The organism is Streptomyces sp. NPDC043726 (assembly GCF_056436565.1).
This window is the reverse complement of the sequence record NZ_JBWKCI010000010.1, coordinates 266,490-283,745: the sequence shown is the minus strand read 5'-3', so window position 1 is coordinate 283,745 and position 17,256 is coordinate 266,490. Positions and strand designations below refer to the sequence as shown.

The 17,256-nt window shown below is 69.4% G+C and carries 13 protein-coding genes; 8 read left to right on the top strand and 5 right to left on the bottom strand.

Features of this window, described 5'->3' with window-relative positions; genetic code table 11:
• Positions 1-94 precede the first annotated feature (94 nt).
• The gene (locus AC068Z_RS28825) at positions 95-247 is read left to right on the top strand and encodes a hypothetical protein (protein ID WP_015660618.1); all 153 of its coding nucleotides are present in this window, start codon (positions 95-97) and stop codon (positions 245-247) included.
• A 45-nt stretch (positions 248-292) separates the two neighbouring features.
• On the top strand, positions 293-1,534 hold the full coding sequence (locus AC068Z_RS28820; protein ID WP_478562087.1) for a PucR-like N-terminal domain-containing protein: 1,242 nt from the start codon (positions 293-295) through the stop codon (positions 1,532-1,534).
• Positions 1,535-1,541: 7 nt separating this feature from the next.
• Here AC068Z_RS28820 and AC068Z_RS28815 read toward each other — a convergent pair whose 3' ends face one another.
• Together AC068Z_RS28815 and AC068Z_RS28810 are read right to left on the bottom strand one after the other, a co-directional pair.
• Entirely contained in the window at positions 1,542-2,900 is a 1,359-nt protein-coding gene (locus AC068Z_RS28815) for an esterase/lipase family protein (protein WP_478561737.1), read from the bottom strand.
• Complete coding sequence (locus AC068Z_RS28810; protein WP_478561734.1) at positions 2,890-7,806, bottom strand: tetratricopeptide repeat protein; 4,917 nt, start codon at positions 7,804-7,806, stop codon at positions 2,890-2,892. Before AC068Z_RS28810 ends, AC068Z_RS28815 begins: the two co-directional genes overlap by 11 nt.
• Positions 7,807-8,023: 217 nt before the next feature.
• Between AC068Z_RS28810 and AC068Z_RS28805 the strand changes: the two genes are divergently transcribed.
• Together AC068Z_RS28805 and AC068Z_RS28800 are read left to right on the top strand one after the other, a co-directional pair.
• Positions 8,024-8,797, top strand: a complete 774-nt coding sequence (locus AC068Z_RS28805) for an IclR family transcriptional regulator (protein ID WP_478561731.1) — start codon at positions 8,024-8,026, stop codon at positions 8,795-8,797.
• Entirely contained in the window at positions 8,794-9,636 is an 843-nt protein-coding gene (locus AC068Z_RS28800) for an SMP-30/gluconolactonase/LRE family protein (RefSeq protein WP_478561728.1), read from the top strand. The genes AC068Z_RS28805 and AC068Z_RS28800 overlap by 4 nt, the downstream gene beginning before the upstream one ends.
• Positions 9,637-9,640: 4 nt before the next feature.
• Here AC068Z_RS28800 and AC068Z_RS28795 read toward each other — a convergent pair whose 3' ends face one another.
• The 3 genes from AC068Z_RS28795 to AC068Z_RS28785 are packed head-to-tail and all read right to left on the bottom strand — an operon-like array spanning position 9,641 to position 12,874.
• On the bottom strand, positions 9,641-11,053 hold the full coding sequence (locus AC068Z_RS28795; protein WP_478561725.1) for an NAD(P)/FAD-dependent oxidoreductase: 1,413 nt from the start codon (positions 11,051-11,053) through the stop codon (positions 9,641-9,643).
• The gene (locus tag AC068Z_RS28790; RefSeq protein ID WP_478561722.1) at positions 11,046-12,269 is read right to left on the bottom strand and encodes an MAB_1171c family putative transporter; all 1,224 of its coding nucleotides are present in this window, start codon (positions 12,267-12,269) and stop codon (positions 11,046-11,048) included. The genes AC068Z_RS28795 and AC068Z_RS28790 overlap by 8 nt, the downstream gene beginning before the upstream one ends.
• The gene (locus AC068Z_RS28785) at positions 12,266-12,874 is read right to left on the bottom strand and encodes a toxin-antitoxin system, toxin component family protein (RefSeq protein ID WP_478561719.1); all 609 of its coding nucleotides are present in this window, start codon (positions 12,872-12,874) and stop codon (positions 12,266-12,268) included. The genes AC068Z_RS28790 and AC068Z_RS28785 overlap by 4 nt, the downstream gene beginning before the upstream one ends.
• Positions 12,875-13,086: 212 nt before the next feature.
• On the opposite strand from AC068Z_RS28785, the gene AC068Z_RS28780 reads away from it, so the two are divergent.
• The 4 genes from AC068Z_RS28780 to AC068Z_RS28765 are packed head-to-tail and all read left to right on the top strand — an operon-like array spanning position 13,087 to position 17,193.
• Complete coding sequence (locus AC068Z_RS28780; protein ID WP_478561716.1) at positions 13,087-14,436, top strand: extracellular solute-binding protein; 1,350 nt, start codon at positions 13,087-13,089, stop codon at positions 14,434-14,436.
• Entirely contained in the window at positions 14,433-15,371 is a 939-nt protein-coding gene (locus AC068Z_RS28775; RefSeq protein ID WP_478561713.1) for a carbohydrate ABC transporter permease, read from the top strand. The genes AC068Z_RS28780 and AC068Z_RS28775 overlap by 4 nt, the downstream gene beginning before the upstream one ends.
• Complete coding sequence (locus AC068Z_RS28770) at positions 15,368-16,225, top strand: carbohydrate ABC transporter permease (protein WP_478561711.1); 858 nt, start codon at positions 15,368-15,370, stop codon at positions 16,223-16,225. Before AC068Z_RS28775 ends, AC068Z_RS28770 begins: the two co-directional genes overlap by 4 nt.
• A 41-nt stretch (positions 16,226-16,266) precedes the next feature.
• On the top strand, positions 16,267-17,193 hold the full coding sequence (locus tag AC068Z_RS28765) for an arabinan endo-1,5-alpha-L-arabinosidase (protein WP_478562084.1): 927 nt from the start codon (positions 16,267-16,269) through the stop codon (positions 17,191-17,193).
• Positions 17,194-17,256: the final 63 nt, after the last annotated feature.

The following is a 17,256-nucleotide window of genomic DNA, read 5'->3' as shown; positions in this document are numbered from 1 at the left end:
TGTCGACACTGGGCCGGACAGGCAGGGACGGAAAGCCCGGGTGGGGCGACCGAACAGCGGTTGTACAGAGTTGTACAGAGAGGCTGACCCTGCGATGTCCAGACTGCTCGCCGCCGCGCTGACCGTCGCGCTCGCCGCCGCCCTGGCGGTCGGAGCCGCGCTCGGCGTGGTCGCCCTGCTGGAGGCCACCCCCGACCAGCCGAACAACCCCCTGATCACCTACGAACAAGCCGGCCAGGGGAGTTGACCGGTGTCGCCCACTGCCCGCACCGACGCCACCCGGACCGACGCCGTGCGCGCCGATTCCGCCGCGTCCCGCTCGGCCTGGCACGACGTCCCGCGCCTCCAGGTGCGCCGCTTCGCGGCCATCGCCATGGCGGAGGCGCCGGGCCTGGCCGAGGAGATCATGACGGAGATCCGTCGTGAATACCCCCATCTCCCGTTCGTGCACGACGAGTCGGGCGAACCGATCGCGCTGATCGGCATCCGCCGCGCGATCGAGGTCTTCGTCCAGCACCTGGAGACGGCCGAGGGCCGCCCGACCGTCCCCCCGAACCTGTTCCAGCAGTTCGGCAGGGGAGAGGGCCTGGGCGGCCGAAGCCTGGACTCCCTCCAGGCCATCTACCGCATGGGAGTACGTCTGGCCTGGCGCCGTTTCGCCGACATAGGCCAGCGAGTCGAGATCCCGCCACCGGCGATGTACGAGCTGGTGGACGCGGGCTACGAGTACCTGGACGGCCTGGTGGACCAGTCGGTACGGGGTTACGCCGAAGCGGCGGCGCGGCAGGCCGGAGAGCGCCTGAGGCTGCAACGCCGCCTGATGGAACTGCTCCTGGTGGAGAACCACCGGGGCGACCCGTCCGAGGCCCTCACCGAACGCGCCGCCCGCATCGGCTGGCCGCTGCCCGGAAAGGTCGCGGTGGGCGTCCTGCTGCGCCCGGCCCGGGAGGCGGTGCCGCCGGCGGTCGGGGAGGGCGTCCTCCTGGACATGGAGTACGAACAGCCCCGCATGGTCGTCCCCGAGCCGGACGCGGCGGGCCGCTCGGAGCTGCTCCACCGCGCGCTGACGGGCTGGTCGGGCGCGATCGGCCCCCCGGTCCCCCTGCCGGACGCGGCGAAGTCGCTGCGCTGGGCGGAGGCGGCGGTACGGCTGATGGAGCGGGGCCTGTTACCGGCGGGCGAGATGCTCTACTGCACGGAGCACACGGAGGCCCTGGTCCTGCTCCAGCCCGAGGAACTGATAGACGACCTGGCCCTGCGCTGCCTGGCCCCCCTGGCCCACTGCGGCCCGACCCACGGCCGCCGCCTCGCCGAGACGCTGCTGGCGTGGCTGGAGACGCGGGGCGGGGCACCGGAGGTGGCGGCACGCCTGGGCGTCCACCCCCAGACGGTCCGCTACCGCCTGCGCCAGATCCGCGAACTGTGGGGCGACGAGATAGACAACCCTGATCGCCGCTTCGAGCTGGAACTGGTGTTGCGGGCGCAGCGGTTGAGGGGGCAACTGGGGGAGGCGCGGCGGGGCCAGGAGCGGTGAGATCCCGTCATCCCCAGACGAGGGTGTCGGCACTCACGGGGGCGGCCGGTGAGCCGGGACGGGTGCCGGTGGCGTCGACGGTGTAGGCGCCGGGCGCCAGATCGTCGAAGAGGGCTTCGATGGGCTCGGGTCCGGCGAGGACGACGCGGGCGTCTTCGAGGTTGCCGTGTTCGTCGGTGAGGGTGAGACGGACGGCGATCTTCTCACCGTGGGCGGAGCTGACTCGGACGGTGAGGTTGTCGCTGGCGGCGATGACTTCGGGCACGTCGAGGCGGAGGTGGATCTCTCCCGGGGCCCTGACGACGATGTCGGTGGCGGTGAGGATGCCTTCGACTTCGTCGAGGGCGGCGGGGTTGCGCTGGAGGTTGCCGTGGTGGTCGGGGACCCGGCGGAGGGTGTTGCTGTCCATGGGGACGTCGGCGCGACAGGCGGCGATGAGGGGGACGGTGCCGTCGCCGTAAAGGGCCTTACCCGTGTAGTCGGGGAGGAGTCCGAGCGCGCCGGTTGTGGTGAGGCGGGCGGTGGTGGGGGTGTGCTGCTGGATGCCGACGATGGCGTGGGTGGTGGCGAGGGAGGCGGGGCGGGCGGCTTCGGCTGCGCGGAGGTCGGTGTGGAAGCGCATGGCGTCTGTGAGCTGGTGGCGGTCCAGCTCCGGGACGGTGGCTTCGGTGGTCTTGAGGAGCTCTTGCGTTCCGTCCTGGATACAGGCGTATTCGGGGAGGAGTTGGTGGAGGGAAGGGAGGGTGCGGGCGAAGGTGGTGAGGTCGAAGGAGAGGGGGCCGAGGCGTTGGTGGGCGCCGTTGACGAGCTGGTCGAGGGCCTTGGCCGCGCCGCGGTACGGGGTGCCGAGGGTGATGAGCTTGTGGGTGTGGCCGGCGCCGCCCTCCTTCTCGATGTACCAGCGGGCGATGAGACCGCCCATGGAGTGGCAGACGAAGGTGAGTTGGGCGGTGGGTTGCTTGCTCTTGGTCCGCCAGCGTTCGAGGGCCGGCTCGACGATGCGGGTGAGGCGGCGGGCGTTGTAGCGGTTGCTCAGGCGCCAGTCGTAGGGGACGGGGAGGAGGTTGCCGGTCTGTTCCGTGTAGCCGAGGGAGCGGAGGCGGGCGAGGAGGTCGTCGTAGCCCTTTACCGGGGTCCAGATGCCGGGGATGACGTGGAGGTCGGTCATCAGGGCTACTGGTTCGACTCCGTCGCCTGGGTGGTCGTCGCCGATGCCTTTGGGGAGGCGTAGGGCGTTGATCGAGCCGCCGAAGGTTTTGATTGCCTTGAGGATGGCGCCGGGGGTGGGGGACCAGACGAGGCCTTTCTTGGTGCGGAGGGTGGTGCCTGTGATGCCGGGGAGGACTACTACGAGGTCAGTGGTCATTGGGGTGTCCGGCTTCTGGCTTCTGGAGGCGGGCGGTTAGGTGGGGGATGAGGGTTAGGGCGGCGGGGTGGTGGGGGGCGATTTCTGCCAGGGATGCGATCCAGGTGGGGATTTGGGTGGGGGTTTGGTTGCAGGCTTCGGTCAGGAAGTTGGTGGCCGCGTCTGTGTCGTTGGCGTTCACGGCGGCGATGGCGAGGTGGAACGTGGCTTCGGCCATGTCGGGTTCGTCGGTGACGGTCGTGACTGCGAGGAGGGCGGTTGCCTCGAGGAAGGCTGGGTCGGGCTGGCGTGCTGCGTTGTGGAGTAGGGAGAGGAAGAGGGAGGGGTCGTCAAGAGCGTCAAACGCATCTGCCTCAACATTCAGTTGTGCGAGCTTGAGCAGGGAGGCCGCGCGAACGGACAGGCGGTCCTCTCCATGGGACAGTGCGGTTAGAACAAGGTCGTCGAGCAGATCTTCGCGACGATGCTCCAACATGGATCGCTGGTCCGCTGGATCGGCGGTGGCGAACTCGTAGGCGAGCACGGAGTTCAGAAGCGGGCGATATGCGGCATCGACGCCGTTGCTCTGGGCTTCTCGGCGCAGGTCGCGGTACTGCGTGGCGGCTTCTTCCACGATTCCGAGTAGTGCCTCATCGACGCAGATGTCCGCCTCCGGCGAGAGTAGCGCCGGGTGCTCCACAAGGTAGTCCCGCTCAGCCTCGTAACTCTCGGTGGCAATCCAGGCTTGTGCCTGTTCCAGCAGCGCTGGGTCGAGGGCGAGCCAGTCGGGTAGTGGCCCCGCTGTGAGCCGGTGCCACTCGCGGTCGAATGCCTCCGTATCGGCGGTGCGGTGTCTGCGGCCTTCCCGGTGAAGACTCCAAAGGACACCGATGTCGTCGGCCACAGCCACTGACTTCATGATGGTGACGAGCCATCCCAACGCCCTATGGTCTCCGGCTTGTGCTTGGGAAGAGCGATAGAGCAGGAGGCGAACGGCACTGGTGGGTGGGTACGTGCCGAGGATCGATGCCCACGTGTCATCTGCTGACATTCCGAGGGAGTCGGAACAGATGTCCAGGTTGTTGAGGGCGCCGGCGAGGTCGGGTAGGTGGGCGGGGTTGGTGTCGGCCAGGGTGCGGTAGAGGTCGACCGCTTCTTGGGTGGGTGGGAGTGCTTCGGCTGGTCTGTCGAGTTCGTGGTAGCAGATGCCAAGGCTGTTGAGGGCGTTGGCGAGGCTGGGTAGGTGGGCGGGGTTGGTGTCGGCCAGGGTGCGGTAGAGGTCGACCGCTTCTTGGGTGGGTGGGAGGGCTTCGGCTGGTCTGTCGAGTTCGCTGTAGCGGATGCCGAGGTTGTTGAGGGCGCCGGCGAGGTCGGGTAGGTGGGCGGGGTTGGTGTCGGCCAGGACGCGTCGGATGCGGATGGCTTCTTGGGTGGGTGGGAGTGCTTCGGCTGGTTTGCCGAGGTTGCTGTAGCGGACGCCGAGGTTGTTGAGGGCGCTGGCGAGGTTGGCTAGGTGGGCGGGGTTGGTGTCGGCCAGGGTGTGGTAGAGGTCGACCGCTTCTTGGGTGGGTGGGAGGGCTTCGGCTGGTCTGTCTTGCTTGCTGTAGCAGATGCCGAGGTTGTTGAGGGCGCCGGCGAGGTCGGGTAGGTGGGCGGGGTTGGTGTCGGCCAGGGTGCGGTAGAGGTCGACAGCTTCTTGGGCGGGTGGGAGTGCTTCGGCTGGTCTGCCAAGTTCGCTGTAGCGGACGCCGAGGTTGTTGAGGGCACTGGCGAGGCTGGGTAGGTGGGCGGGGTTGGTGTCGGCCAGGGTGTGGTAGAGGTCGACAGCTTCTTGGGTGGGTGGGAGTGCTTCGGCTGGTCTGCCGAGGTTGCTGTAGCAGACGCCGAGGTTGTTGAGGGCGCTGGCGAGGTGGGGCAGGTGGGCGGGGTTGGTGTCGGCCAGGGCGCGTCGGATGCGGATGGCTTCTTGGGTGGGTTGAAGGGCCTCGGCTGGTCTGCCGAGTTCGCTGTAGCGGACGCCGAGGTTGTTGAGGGCGCTGGCGAGGTCGGGTAGGTGGGCGGGGTTGGTGTCGGCCAGGACGCGTCGGATGCGGATGGCTTCTTGGGTGGGCGGGAGAGCTTCGGCTGGTCTGCCTAGGTCGTTGAAGCGGATTCCGAGACTGTTGAGGGCGCTGGCGAGGTTGGGTAGGTGGGCGGGGTTGGTGTCGGCCAGGGTGCGGTAGAGGTCGACAGCTTCTTGGGTGGGTGGGAGTGCTTCGGCTGGTCTGCCGAGGTTGTTGAAGCGGATTCCCAGGTTGGTGAGAGAGCCGGCGAGGTCGGGTAGGTGGGCGGGGTTGGTGTCGGCCAGGACGCGTCGGATGCGGATGGCTTCTTGGGTGGGTGGGAGTGCTTCGGCTGGTTTGCCGAGTTCGCGGTAGTGGACGCCGAGGTTGTTGAGGGCGCTGGCGAGGTTGGGTAGGTGGGCGGGGTTGGTGTCGGCCACGGTGCGGTAGAGGTCCGCGGCATCCTGGGTGGCTGGGAGTGCTTCGGCTGGTCTGCCGAGGTTGCTGTAGCAGACGCCGAGGTTGTTGAGGGCGCTGGCGAGGTCGGGTAGATAGGCGGGATTGCCTTCGACCAGCGAGCCGTAGAGTGAGACGGCTTCCTCGCAAGAGCTCAGCGCTTCAGTGTGACGGCCGAGTTCGCTGTAGCGCGTGCCGAGGTTGTCGACGGCGCTGGCAAGGTCGGGAAGGTGTTCAGGGGCTTCTTCGGCCATAGTGCGGAAGAGGTCGGTGGCTTCCTCGGCTGGAGGCAGTGCCTCGATCACGCGCCCCCAGTGCTGCAGTTGGCTACTCACAAGCATCGCGGCCATACCGACGTCTCGCCGCAGACCCGCGCTCCCCTCCGCCAGCGAACGCAGCAGAGCAAGCCCTTCCGGCCCGGCCACCGCAGCGTGATGCCACGCGTAGTTCCACAAGTAGTAAGGCGCTTCAGCCGGAGTTCCTGCTGTAAGGCGCATCTGATAGACCTCAAGGAGTGCCTGAGTCACACCTAACGCTTGCGGGTTGAACGGCTGCTCTGCCGAATCCCGAAACACCGGCCGCAAATGATCCGCAAGACTCTGATGCGCCATCCGATAGACAGCGACGCCACCCTCCCCGTCCTGCACGACATGCCGCCCAAGCTGCTCAAGAACCCAGCTGATGTCGTCTCGGCCGACCTCCACACCCTCTGGCGTCTCGACGTTCGCGACGCTCAGCCACTCATCCTCGGGGAATCCCGCCCCGTACGCCCAAGTCAGCGCACGCAAAAGCGCCTTGGCCAGCTCGACCGACCCCTCCGGCACCGCCGCCAGATCCGCATCCAGCGCTTCCTCCACGGAGTGACTGACCTCCCCCTCCCACCCCTCGACCGACGTATCGACCGGAGAAGCAGACAGCTGGTCCGCCACCAACCGAGCCAACAGGAACGTGTGTTGGACCTCCTCCACGTCCTCCCCGAACAGATGCCGCGCCACCACCCCCGCATCCATCCGCTGATCCACACCACTCAACCGCAGCCGCACATACTCACGAAGGTCTTCCAAGCCCTGCCGCTGCACCTCAGGCTCATCAAGATCGAGCCCCACCCCCTCCGGCGCCAGAGTCGCGACCAGCCCAGGCCGCCCCTCCTCCCCTCGCTGCATATCCCGCGTAGACACCACAACGACCGCGTAAGGAGCCAACCGGACCAACAGCTCATCCGCGATCTTGAAGGCCTCCCCCCGAGCCTCATCCAGCCCATCCATCACCAGCACCGGCGGCGAGGCCCCGTCCTCTACGGCCCGCTGCACCTCCCCCACCAGCTCACTGGCATTGCGCCGAGCCTCCCTAGCCGGCAAATAGTCAGCCCGCACCAGGTGCACGGCCAGTTGGTCCGCCGCCAAGTCCGCCGTAAGCCCCCGCGCATGCACATGAGCGGAGACCGACTGCTCCTCCGGCAGTGCATGACGCCACTCGCGGCCCTCGCGCAGTAGCCGATCCCGTTCATCCGGGTTGGACAGGCTCACCACGCGCCCCAAAATCGCCGACTTGCCCGTGCCCGCCGAACCGGTCACCACATGCAGCCCCGGCCGGCCCTCCCGCACCCACTCCACCACCCGGTTCACCTGCGCGGTGCGCCCCGTGAACCAGGACGGTTCCTCTGAGCGGTCGCTGCTGCGTGCCGCGTGCAACAGGTGCGCGACCACGGCCTCGGGAGCGCCTTCGTCGTGCAGCGGGTTGGGGAACATCCACTCGGCGCTCCCCCTGTACCGGAAGTCCGGCGTCTGCGCCCCGCTGCCCCACTCCTTCAGCACCGCGTCGCACACGTCGTCACCGCGTACGTACTTGTTGTGCACCGACCACCGCATCCGCAGCACCTGCGAGTCGGGACCGTCGGTCAGTGCCTTCCGGAACCGTTGGCCGAACAAGCCGTCCCGCGCCTTCTCCGGCGACAGGCACGAGGTGATGACGCCGACCCACACCCGGCCCGCGGCCTCCGTCTCCCGCATGATCAGCGTCGCCAGATCGTCCGCCGAGATCCCGTCGCCCGAGAAACAGGTGTCGAAGATGAACAGGAGCTGATTGGCCCCGGACTCCGCGCAGGGGAGTACGACATCAACGAGAGGGACGCCGTCGCTCGCGTACGGGCCACTGTCCGAGCCCAGCAGCCGCAGCCCACCCGCCGCCGGCAGACTCCCATGCCCACTCCACGCCACCACGAGCGCGCTGTCCGGAGCCAGCGTCCCCCGCAGCGACCTCAAATAGTCCCGCGCCTCCCCCTCCGAAGGATTCCGCAGCGGCTCCCCCTCAAAGGAAGAACCCAGCACCGCCGCCAGCCCCTCCACATCCCCCACCGCATGATCAAGCCGTTTGTGCGCGGAAGACGTGTACTCCCCGACCCCGATCCCGGCCAGACGCCCCTTGAACACCCTCGTGAACAAACCCGTACCCCCCGAGCGGCCCTACGCAGGGCGCCAGTATCACGCCGCCCCTCACCCGGCACACCGGAAACCACCGAGTTTCAGCACGGTGTACGCCGGGCCATTGCCCGGGCAAACTCACCTTGAGTAACCTGTGTTCGTCATTCCGATCGGCTGTTGAAATTTCGAACACAGCCCTGTAGACAATCAAGGGAGGGGGCCGCACGTGGGACGCCTCGTACCTGCCGTGACCCGGGCTCTCGACATCCTCGAGCTCTTCCTCGACGGGGACGGCACACTCTCCGCCCCCGACATCGTGCGCAAGCTCCAGCTCCCGCGCACCACCGTGCACGAGCTCGTCACCACGCTCGCCGCCCGGTCCTACATCGTCCCGGTGCCGGGGCAGCCGGGCCGTTATCGGCTGGGCGTCCGGCCGTACCAGCTGGGCAGCCGGTACGCCGAACAGCTCGACCTCGCCGCCGAGGGCCAGCAGGTGGCCCGGTCGGTCGCCGAGACCTGCGACGAGACCGTCCACGTGGCCATCCTCGAGGGCACCGACGTCATCTACATCGCCAAGGTCGACTCCACCCACGCCGTGCGCATGGTGTCGGCGGCCGGCCGCCGCCTGCCCGCCCACTGCACCTCCGTCGGCAAGATGCTGCTGGCGTCCCTGCCGGAGCAGGAGCTCACCTCGCGCATCCCGGACGGCGCCGAGCTGGTCGCGATGACCCCCAACAGCATCACCGACCCGGCCGTTCTGCGCGAGGCCCTCGCCGATATTCGCGACACCGGCATCGCCGTGGAGAGCCGTGAGTCCAATCCGGACGTCTCCTGCGTCGCCGCTCCCGTGCGCGACCGCACCGGGCGCGTCGTCGCCGCGCTCTCCATCTCCGTCCCCATGATCCGCTGGAGCGACGAGCGCAGGGCCGAGCTGGAGCAGCTCGCCGCCAAGGGCGCCGCCGAACTCTCCGAGCGCCTCGGCCACCGGAGCGTCGTATGACGTACGAGGTCGCGGTACGGGCCGAGGCCACCCTCGGCGAGGGGCCCACCTGGGATCCCGTCCACGAAAGACTCCTGTGGATCGACATTCTCGGGGGCCGGATCCACTCCTACGATCCGGTGAGCGGCCGCCGTGCCCTCCGCACCACCGACCAGCACGTCGGTGCCGTCAAGCCCCGCGCGGGCGGCGGGCTCGTGCTCAACCTCCGCGACGGAGTCGCCGTCCTCGACCCTGACGACAGCTTCCGCTGGCTCCACCACGAGCCCGTCCCCGGCCGCCGCGCCAACGACGCCGCCGTCGCCCCCGACGGGTCCCTCTGGGCCGGCACCATGCGCTACGACGAGGCCCCGGGCGGTGGGACCCTGTCCCGGATCTCCGCGGACGGGTCCGCCACCGTCGTCCTCGACGACGTCGCCGTCAGCAACGGCACGGGGTGGTCTCCCGACGGGCGGCTCATGTACTACATCGACTCGCCCACCCGGCGCATCGACGTCTTCGACCACGACGGCGGCCATGTTTCCCACCGCAGGCCCTTCGCCGTCATCGAGGACGGCGCCGGGTTCCCCGACGGTCTCACCGTCGACGCCGAGGGCTGTGTGTGGGTGGCCCTCTGGGACGGTTCCGCCGTACGGCGCTACACCCCCGGCGGTGAGCTGGACCGGGTGATCCACCTCCCCACCCCTCGCATCACCGCCTGCGCCTTCGGCGGTCCCGGCCTCACCGACCTGTACATCACCACCGCACGGGTCGGCCTCGACGCCCCCCACCCCGTCGCCGGTTCGCTGCTCGTCGTACCCGGCGCCGGCAAGGGCCTGCCCCAGCCGCCCTTCGCCGGATAGCCGCCTACTGCAAACCCGCCCGCTTCAACTCGTCCCCCGTCAGCGGCGGTCCGCTCAGCGCCGGCTTGAGCGGGCCGATCGCCGCCGCCAGCAGGACGCGCGGGGTCAGCAGTACCGTCGCCGCCTTCTCCAGGGACGTCACGTCGGTGACCGCCCGTGCCACCCGGCCGTTTCCCGTGGCCGTGTGCATGAGGCGGTTGACGTATGCCGCGAGGACCCGGTCCCGTCGGGTCGGGCCGGTCTCCGTGGCGCCCGGGTAGAAGACGTCCTGGCCGGTCGCCAGATCCCACGCCGCCCCTACCGGTCGGGCCACCGCCTTCTGGATACGGCGGGACAGGCCGGGGGAGCCCCAGCCGTGACGTCGTGTCATGTTCCGTAGAATCAGGGCGCTTTGGGCGCCGACCGCCAGGCCGTGGCCGTAGACCGGGTTGTAGGCGGCGAGCGCGTCGCCGAGGACCGTGAAGTTCTCGGGCCAGGACCGCATCTTCTCGTAGAACCAGCGGCGGTTGACCGTGGTCCGGGTGAACGCCACCTCCGACAGCGGCTCGGCCCGCTCCAGCAGTTCGCCGATCAGGGGGTGGCGGAGTTCCTCGCGGGCGAAGCGGACGAAGTCGTCGCCGGAGGCGTTGGCGGGGGTGGGTTCGCCGCCCCGGGTGCCGTTGAGGGTGACGATCCAGCGGCCGTTCTCGATGGGCAGCAGGAAGCCCGCCCGGCCGGGGCCGCTCGCGTGCGGGTCGGACTGCACGTTGACCACCGGGAAGCCGTCCCTGGCGGATTCCGGGGCCAGGTAGAGGCGACTGGCGTACGCCAGACCGGAGTCGACCTCGCGCCGCTCCGGTGCGGGCAGGCCGAGCGCCGTCAGCCACTGGGGTGCCGCGGAGCCCCGGCCGGTCGCGTCGACGACCAGGCCGGCGTCGATCGTACGGTCGCGGCCGTCGCGCTCGCGGACCCGGACCCCCGTGACCGCCGCCGGGCTGCCCTCCAGGCCCAGCACCGCCGTGCCGTCGAGCAGTTCGATCCGCTCGTCCGCGAGGACCCGGGCCCGGATCGTCGCGTCGAACAGGTCCCGGCCGGCCAGGATCACATGGTGGGACTCCGCCCAGCGGCGGAACCAGCCGTGCGCCGAGAGGACGACCATGTCCGTGGTGACCGGCGCCCTGCGGGCCCCGGCCTCCCGGAGGGCCCGGGTGGCGCCCGGCAGCAGCGCGTCCACCGCCTGGACACCCCCCGACCAGAGCATGTGGGCGTGCCTGGCCTGCGGCAGGCCCTTGCGGGGTGCGGGTCCGGTGGGCAGTTCGTCGCGTTCCACGACGACGACGCGGTCGGCGAGACCGGCCAGGGCACGGGCGGCGAGCATGCCGGTGTGGGATCCCCCCAGGACGACGGCGACTCTGGCGGGGGAGGGGCGCTCATTCATGCGTGGACATGCTCTCTGCCGGGACGGCCGCGCGGGCGCGTACCGCCTTGATCTCCTCGGGGTTGCGCAGGGCCTCGGACACGGCCTGGATCTCCTGCAGCAGGTACGTGGTGTCGGTGGTGGAGGTTCCCTCGCCGTCCGAGGTGTGCCGCTCGGCCTCGATGGCGTCGAGGATCGTCACGGCGGCGGCCAGTGCCTGGGCCCGGCCCCGTTCGATGCCGAGGGCGAGGGCGGCGTCGTAGGACCGTAGGCGCAGGTCCTCGTCGAGGTGCCGGGAGAGCTGGAGGAGGGCGTCGCGGATGAAGGTCTCGCGGCGGATCAGGCGCATCTCGGGGGTGGCGCGCAGGGCGAAGGGCTCGCGGCCGCCCGAGACCGTGCGGACCAGCCGGGACAGGGGCTTGAGACTGCGGTGGCGGTGGCGGACCAGCCAGCGCTCCTGGAGGTACTGGCCGGCGTGCGGCACTATGAAGCCGACCGCGACGAAGGTGGCGGCGACGCAGGCCGCCGACGGCGCGATGTTGGTGTTCAGCCAGTCCAGGTCGTGGCCGGTCCAACGGGCCACGACGGCCGTCAGTTTGGCGGCGGAGAACACCAGGTTCGTGGCGTAGCCGATGCCGAGGAAGCGCAGCCCCCAGCGCAGCCAGGCGTCGAGGCCGTCGGTGCGGATCCAGTTCCACACCAGCCGGGCCGTGACCGAGCAGGCCACGGTGTGCGCGATCAGGTAGAGCAGGATCATCTCGCGCATGTACGGCGTGTTGGCGTAGTACGTGTCCAGGTCCCGGATCTGCTCCACGGGCGCGTCGGCGAGCGCGAACAGCACCCACAGCACGGCGACCACAGCCGCGTACACGCACACCACCCAGCGGGTCGCGCGCCGGGTCTGCGCACGGCGGTCGGTACGGCCGTTGCGCCAGTGCACGACCAGCAGCAGCCAGGACGCGGAGAGCGCGGAGAGCAGGGAGTACACCCAGGGCGCCGCGATGTTGGGGACGCCGGTGACGCGGTTGGTCCAGGCGATGGTGCTGGGGGCCGCGAAGACGAACACCGCGCACGCGAACAGCAGCAGTCCGCCGACGGCGCGCAGCAGCGGGTCCCGCCACAGCTTGAGGATGCTGGGCAGCTTGATCGCCAGGGCGGTGGTGAGGACGAGGGTCGGCAGCCAGAAGGAGATGTAGACCCCGCTGAGGAAGTTGCCCGCCGCGAGGCTCTCGCTCACCGGTCCGTGCCCCTGCGTCCGCGGTACCCCATGGACCGCTCCAGCGGATCGAGGTGCGGACGGCTGTCACGGCCCGTCAGGTACGGCCGGAACTGCGCCGCCAGCCGGTGGCCGAAGTCGTCCGCCTCGGCCTCGTCCCGTTCCCGGGAGCCGTTGCGGGCCGCGATGCCGAGGGCGACGTCCCGCCAGTCGGAGCGCTCGGAGAAGGCGTCCACGGCCGCGGTGCCGGCGCTGTGCGGGTGCCGGTGACCGGCGTGCAGGTGCCACAACTCGTGTCCGAGGATGACCAGTTGCTGCATCGCCTCGGCCCGCTCCTCGACGATGACCAGGTCGAAGTCCTGGAACTCCACGCACAGGCCGGTGACTTCGATCTCGTCCGGGAAGCGCTCGAAGCGCAGTTCCACGGGGCGTCCGCCCCGGCGGGCGCTCATCTCGGCGCACAGGGCCGCGCACAGCTCCCGCACATCGGCCGGGCGGCGGCCGTCGGAGCGTACGGCGGTGGCGAGTTCGGCCGCCAGTCCACGCATCGCGGGGCCGCCGCGTGGGCGCCGCCGCAGTGCCGCCGCGACCCGGGCCGCCCTCCCGCGCGCGCCCGCGATGTCCATCCGTCCCCCTTCGTTCTCGCCGCCGTACGGCAGGCCGTTCGAGAGTACGCGGACGGCCCCTTCCGCGGCCACCGTTGTTCAAAGGGGAACGACTCGGCCTCAAAGGTGAAGACCCAACCCTGCGCAACCCATTGACGCGCAAGCGCTTCGACTTTACGGTCCCGTTCGAAGTTACGGGCAACATTCGGGATATCGAACAGTAAGGGCAGGGCATGGGACGACCTGGCCTGAGTCGCAGGCAACTCCTCGCCGGAATAGGCGGGTTGACGGTCGCCGGAAGCTTCGGCTTCGCGGCGCTCGGCACCGGGGCGGACGCACTCGCCTCCGGCGCCGACACCCGGGTGCGCTACTGGAACCTCTTCAGTGGCGGCGACGGCTACAACATGATCGCGATGCTGGACGCCTTCCGCGAGGCGAACCCCGCCATCGACGTGAAGGACTCCACCCTCCAGTGGGGCAACCCCTTCTACACCAAGCTCGCCATGGCGGCCGCGGGCAACCGCGCCCCCGACCTCGGCGTCATGCACATGGGCCGGGTCACCGGCTTCTCACCCGGCCGCCTCCTGGACCCCTGGAACGTCGACCGGCTCGCCGAGTACGGCATCAAGGAAGCCGACTTCAACCCCGCCCTGTGGCAGCGCGGCGTCATCGACGGCAAGCTCTACGCCCTGCCCCTCGACATCCACGTCCAGCTCTGCTTCTACCGCAGGGACGTACTGAAGCCGGCCGGGCTGATCGGCGACGACGGCCGGCTCGTGCCCGTCACCTCCACCACCGAGTGGTTCGACGTGCTCAAGGAGGCCAAGAAGGCCACCAAGAAGGGCCTCCAGACCGTCGGGCTGTGGACCAACGACCAGAACTTCCAGTGGTGGTTCTTCGTCGCCTTCTACACCCAGCTCGGCGGCACCTGGTTCAACGACGCCAACACCGAGGTCACCTTCGACCCCGACAAGGCCACCCAGGTCCTGGAGTTCCTGCGGCAGCACGTCACCGACGGCTACACCATCCCCGGCGCCCCGACCGGCGAGCAGTTCATCAACGGCGCCCCCTTCACCTGGGAGGGCAACTGGTCGGTGCCGGTCTTCTCCGGCGCGAAACTCGACTACGGCGCCACCCCGTTGCCGCCCGTCTTCGGCAAGGAGGCGACCCACGCCGAGTCGCACGCCTTCGTCCTGCCCCACCAGTCCGGACGCGGCGGCGCCTCCAACGACGGCGCCCACCGGCTCGCCGCCTACATCGTGCGGAACGCCCAGGCCTGGGCCGGCGGCGGCCACATCCCCGCCTACACCCCGACGCTGTCCACGCCCGAGTACCAGAAGCTCGTACCGCAGAACGAGTACGTCGGCGCCATGGACCACCAGGCCACCGAGCCGAAGGTGTGGTTCGCGGGCTCCACCGGTGTCCTCGCCCAGGACCTCGGCCCGGTCGTCGTCTCCTCGACGATGGGCTCCGCCAAGCCGGACGCCGTCGCCGCGCGGATGAGGTCCCGGCTCACCGCGCTCCTCGCCTCGAAGAACCCGATGGACGGCAGGACCGCCGCGCAGGGAGGTGCGGTCGCATGACCACCAGTGCTCAGACCGTCGTCGCACCGGCGAGGGCGCGCACCGCCACCGCCGTCGCGACCGTCCGCCGCAGGCAGGGCTTCCAGCACGGGGGCTGGTTCGTCGCCCCCTTCCTGGCGCTCTTCGTGCTCTTCGTCGTCTGGCCGCTGCTGCGCGGTGTCTACCTCAGCTTCACCGACGCCAACATCTCCGGCGACGGCGCGAGCTTCATCGGCTTCGACAACTACCGCGAGGCCTTCCAGGACCAGATGATGTGGGACGCGCTCGGCCACAGCGCGTACTTCACCCTGCTGGTCGTCCCCTGCATCACGGTCCTCGCCTTCCTGCTCGCGATGCTCGCGCACCACATCGAGCGCGGTAAGTGGCTGTGGCGGCTGTGCTTCTTCGCGCCCTTCCTGCTGCCCTCGACCGTCGCGGCCAACATGTGGCAGTGGCTGTTCACCCAGGGCATCGGCCTGTTCAACCACACCCTGGGCATCGACACGCCCTGGCTGACGGACAAGTCGTACGCGATGCTCGCCATCGTCATCCAGACCCTGTGGTGGACCGTCGGCTTCAGCTTCCTGCTCTACCTCGCGGCCCTCCAGGGCATCCCGGCGCACCTGTACGAGGCCGCCAAGCTCGACGGCGCCAACGCCTGGCACCGCATGGTCCACATCACCCTGCCGCTGCTGCGCCACATCACCGGGCTCGTCATCGCCCTGCAGATCCTGGCCTCGCTCCAGCTCTTCGACCAGGCGGTCGTGATGATGGACTTCGGCCCCGGACCCGAGCTGAGCACCCGCTCCTTCGTCCAGTACACCCTCGAACAGGGCTTCACCAGCTACCGCGTGGGCTACGCCTCCGCGATGTCCATCATCTTCTTCGTGATCATCGCAGTCGTCGCCCTGGCGCGGATGTGGCTGCTGCGCACCCGTGAGGAGGGCACCCGATGAGCAGCATCCAGACCAGGCTCAAGTCCCGCCGTTCCTGGACACCCAGCCAGATCGTCCTCACCGCCCTCGGCGCCGCCGTCTCCGCCGTCTTCGTGGCGCCGATCGCCGCGGCCCTGTTCACCTCGTTCAAGGCCGAGGCCGAGGCCGCCGAGATCCCGCCGCACTGGCTGCCCGAGGTCTGGACGGGCCAGGCCTGGAAGGCCCTCTTCGAGACCGGCAACATCACCAACTGGTTCGTGAACTCCCTGGTGGTGTCGGTCTGCGTCACCGCCGTCGTGCTGGTGGTCAGCGCCCTCGCCGGATACGGCTTCGCCCGCACCGAGTTCCGCGGCAAGAACGTCCTGCTCGGCGTCACCATGGCGGGCCTGATGATCTCCCCGGCCGTCCTCGGCGTCCCGCTCTTCACGACGGTCCAGCAGATGGGGATGGTCGACACCTACTGGGGCATGATCCTGCCCCAGTGCGCGCCCGCCGCGATGGTCTACATCCTCTACAAGTTCTTCCAGGGCATCCCCCGCGAACTGGAGGAGGCCGCCTTCATCGACGGCGCGGGCCGCTGGCGGGTCTTCTTCACCATCGTGGTCCCGCTCGCCCGCCCCTCCCTCGCGGCGGTCGGCATCTTCACCTTCATCGCGAGCTGGAACAACTTCCTGTGGCCCTACATGGTCACCAACAACCCCGACCTGATGACCATGCCGAACGGCATCGCGACCGTCATGAACTCCTACGGCATCCAGTGGGCCCAGCTCATGGCCGGCGGCCTGATGGCGGGCCTGCCCCTCATCGTCGTCTTCGTCTTCTTCCAGCGGCAGATCGTGGCGGGCGTCGCCCACACGGGATTGGCGGGACAGTGACCCTGAGCAGAACCCTCACGGCGGTGGCCACGGCCGCCGTCATGGCCCTCCTGCCGAACGCGGCCCAGGCGGCCGAGGCCTACCCCGACCCGCGCCCCATCACCGGCCAGCAGATCATCCACGACCCGACCGTCATCCGCCTCAAGTCCGGCCAGTACGTGGCCTACTCGACCGGAGGCGTCATCGGCGCCCGCCTCTCCCGCGACGGACGCCAGTGGGACGACGCGGGCAACGCCTACGCCGAGCCGCCGAGTTGGTGGTACGAGTACAACAGCACCGGCGACCCGTGGGCCCCGGACATCTCCTACCGGGCGGGCAGGTACTGGCTGTACTACGCCGTCTCCTCCTGGGGCACGAACCACTCCGCGATCGGCGTGGCGACCTCGCCCTCCGGCCTCCCCGGCACCTGGACCGACCACGGCAAGGTCTTCAGCTCCGAGACCACCGACCACTGGAACGCCATCGACCCCGCCCTGATCAGGGCGGACGGCAAGCTGTGGATGTCGTTCGGCTCGTACTGGACGGGCATCCGCATGGTGGAGCTCGACGAGCGCACCGGCAAGGCGGTACCGGGAGCCACGGTCCACCACCTGGCCACCCGCCCGGACGTGCCGTACGCCGTGGAAGGCCCGTACATCGTCAAACACGGCCGCCACTACTACCTCTTCGCCTCCTACGACGCCTGCTGCTCCGGCGTGAACTCCACCTACAAGATCAAGGTGGGCCGCTCGACGGACATCAAGGGCCCCTACGTCGACAGCACCGGCAAGCCCCTCCTGGAAGGCGGCGGCGACCTCCTCCTGGAGGGCCACGGCCGCTTCATCGGCACCGGCGGCCAGTCGGTCTTCCAGGACAAGGGCAAGGACTGGCTGGCGTACCACTACTACGACGCCGAGGGCGAGGGCACGCCGAAGCTCGGCATCAACAGGCTGAGCTGGAAAACGAACGGCTGGCCAATCGTCCGTTAGGGGCGCGGGGAACTGCGCGACCAGCCACAACGAACCTGCAGACGCCAACGACCCAGAACCACC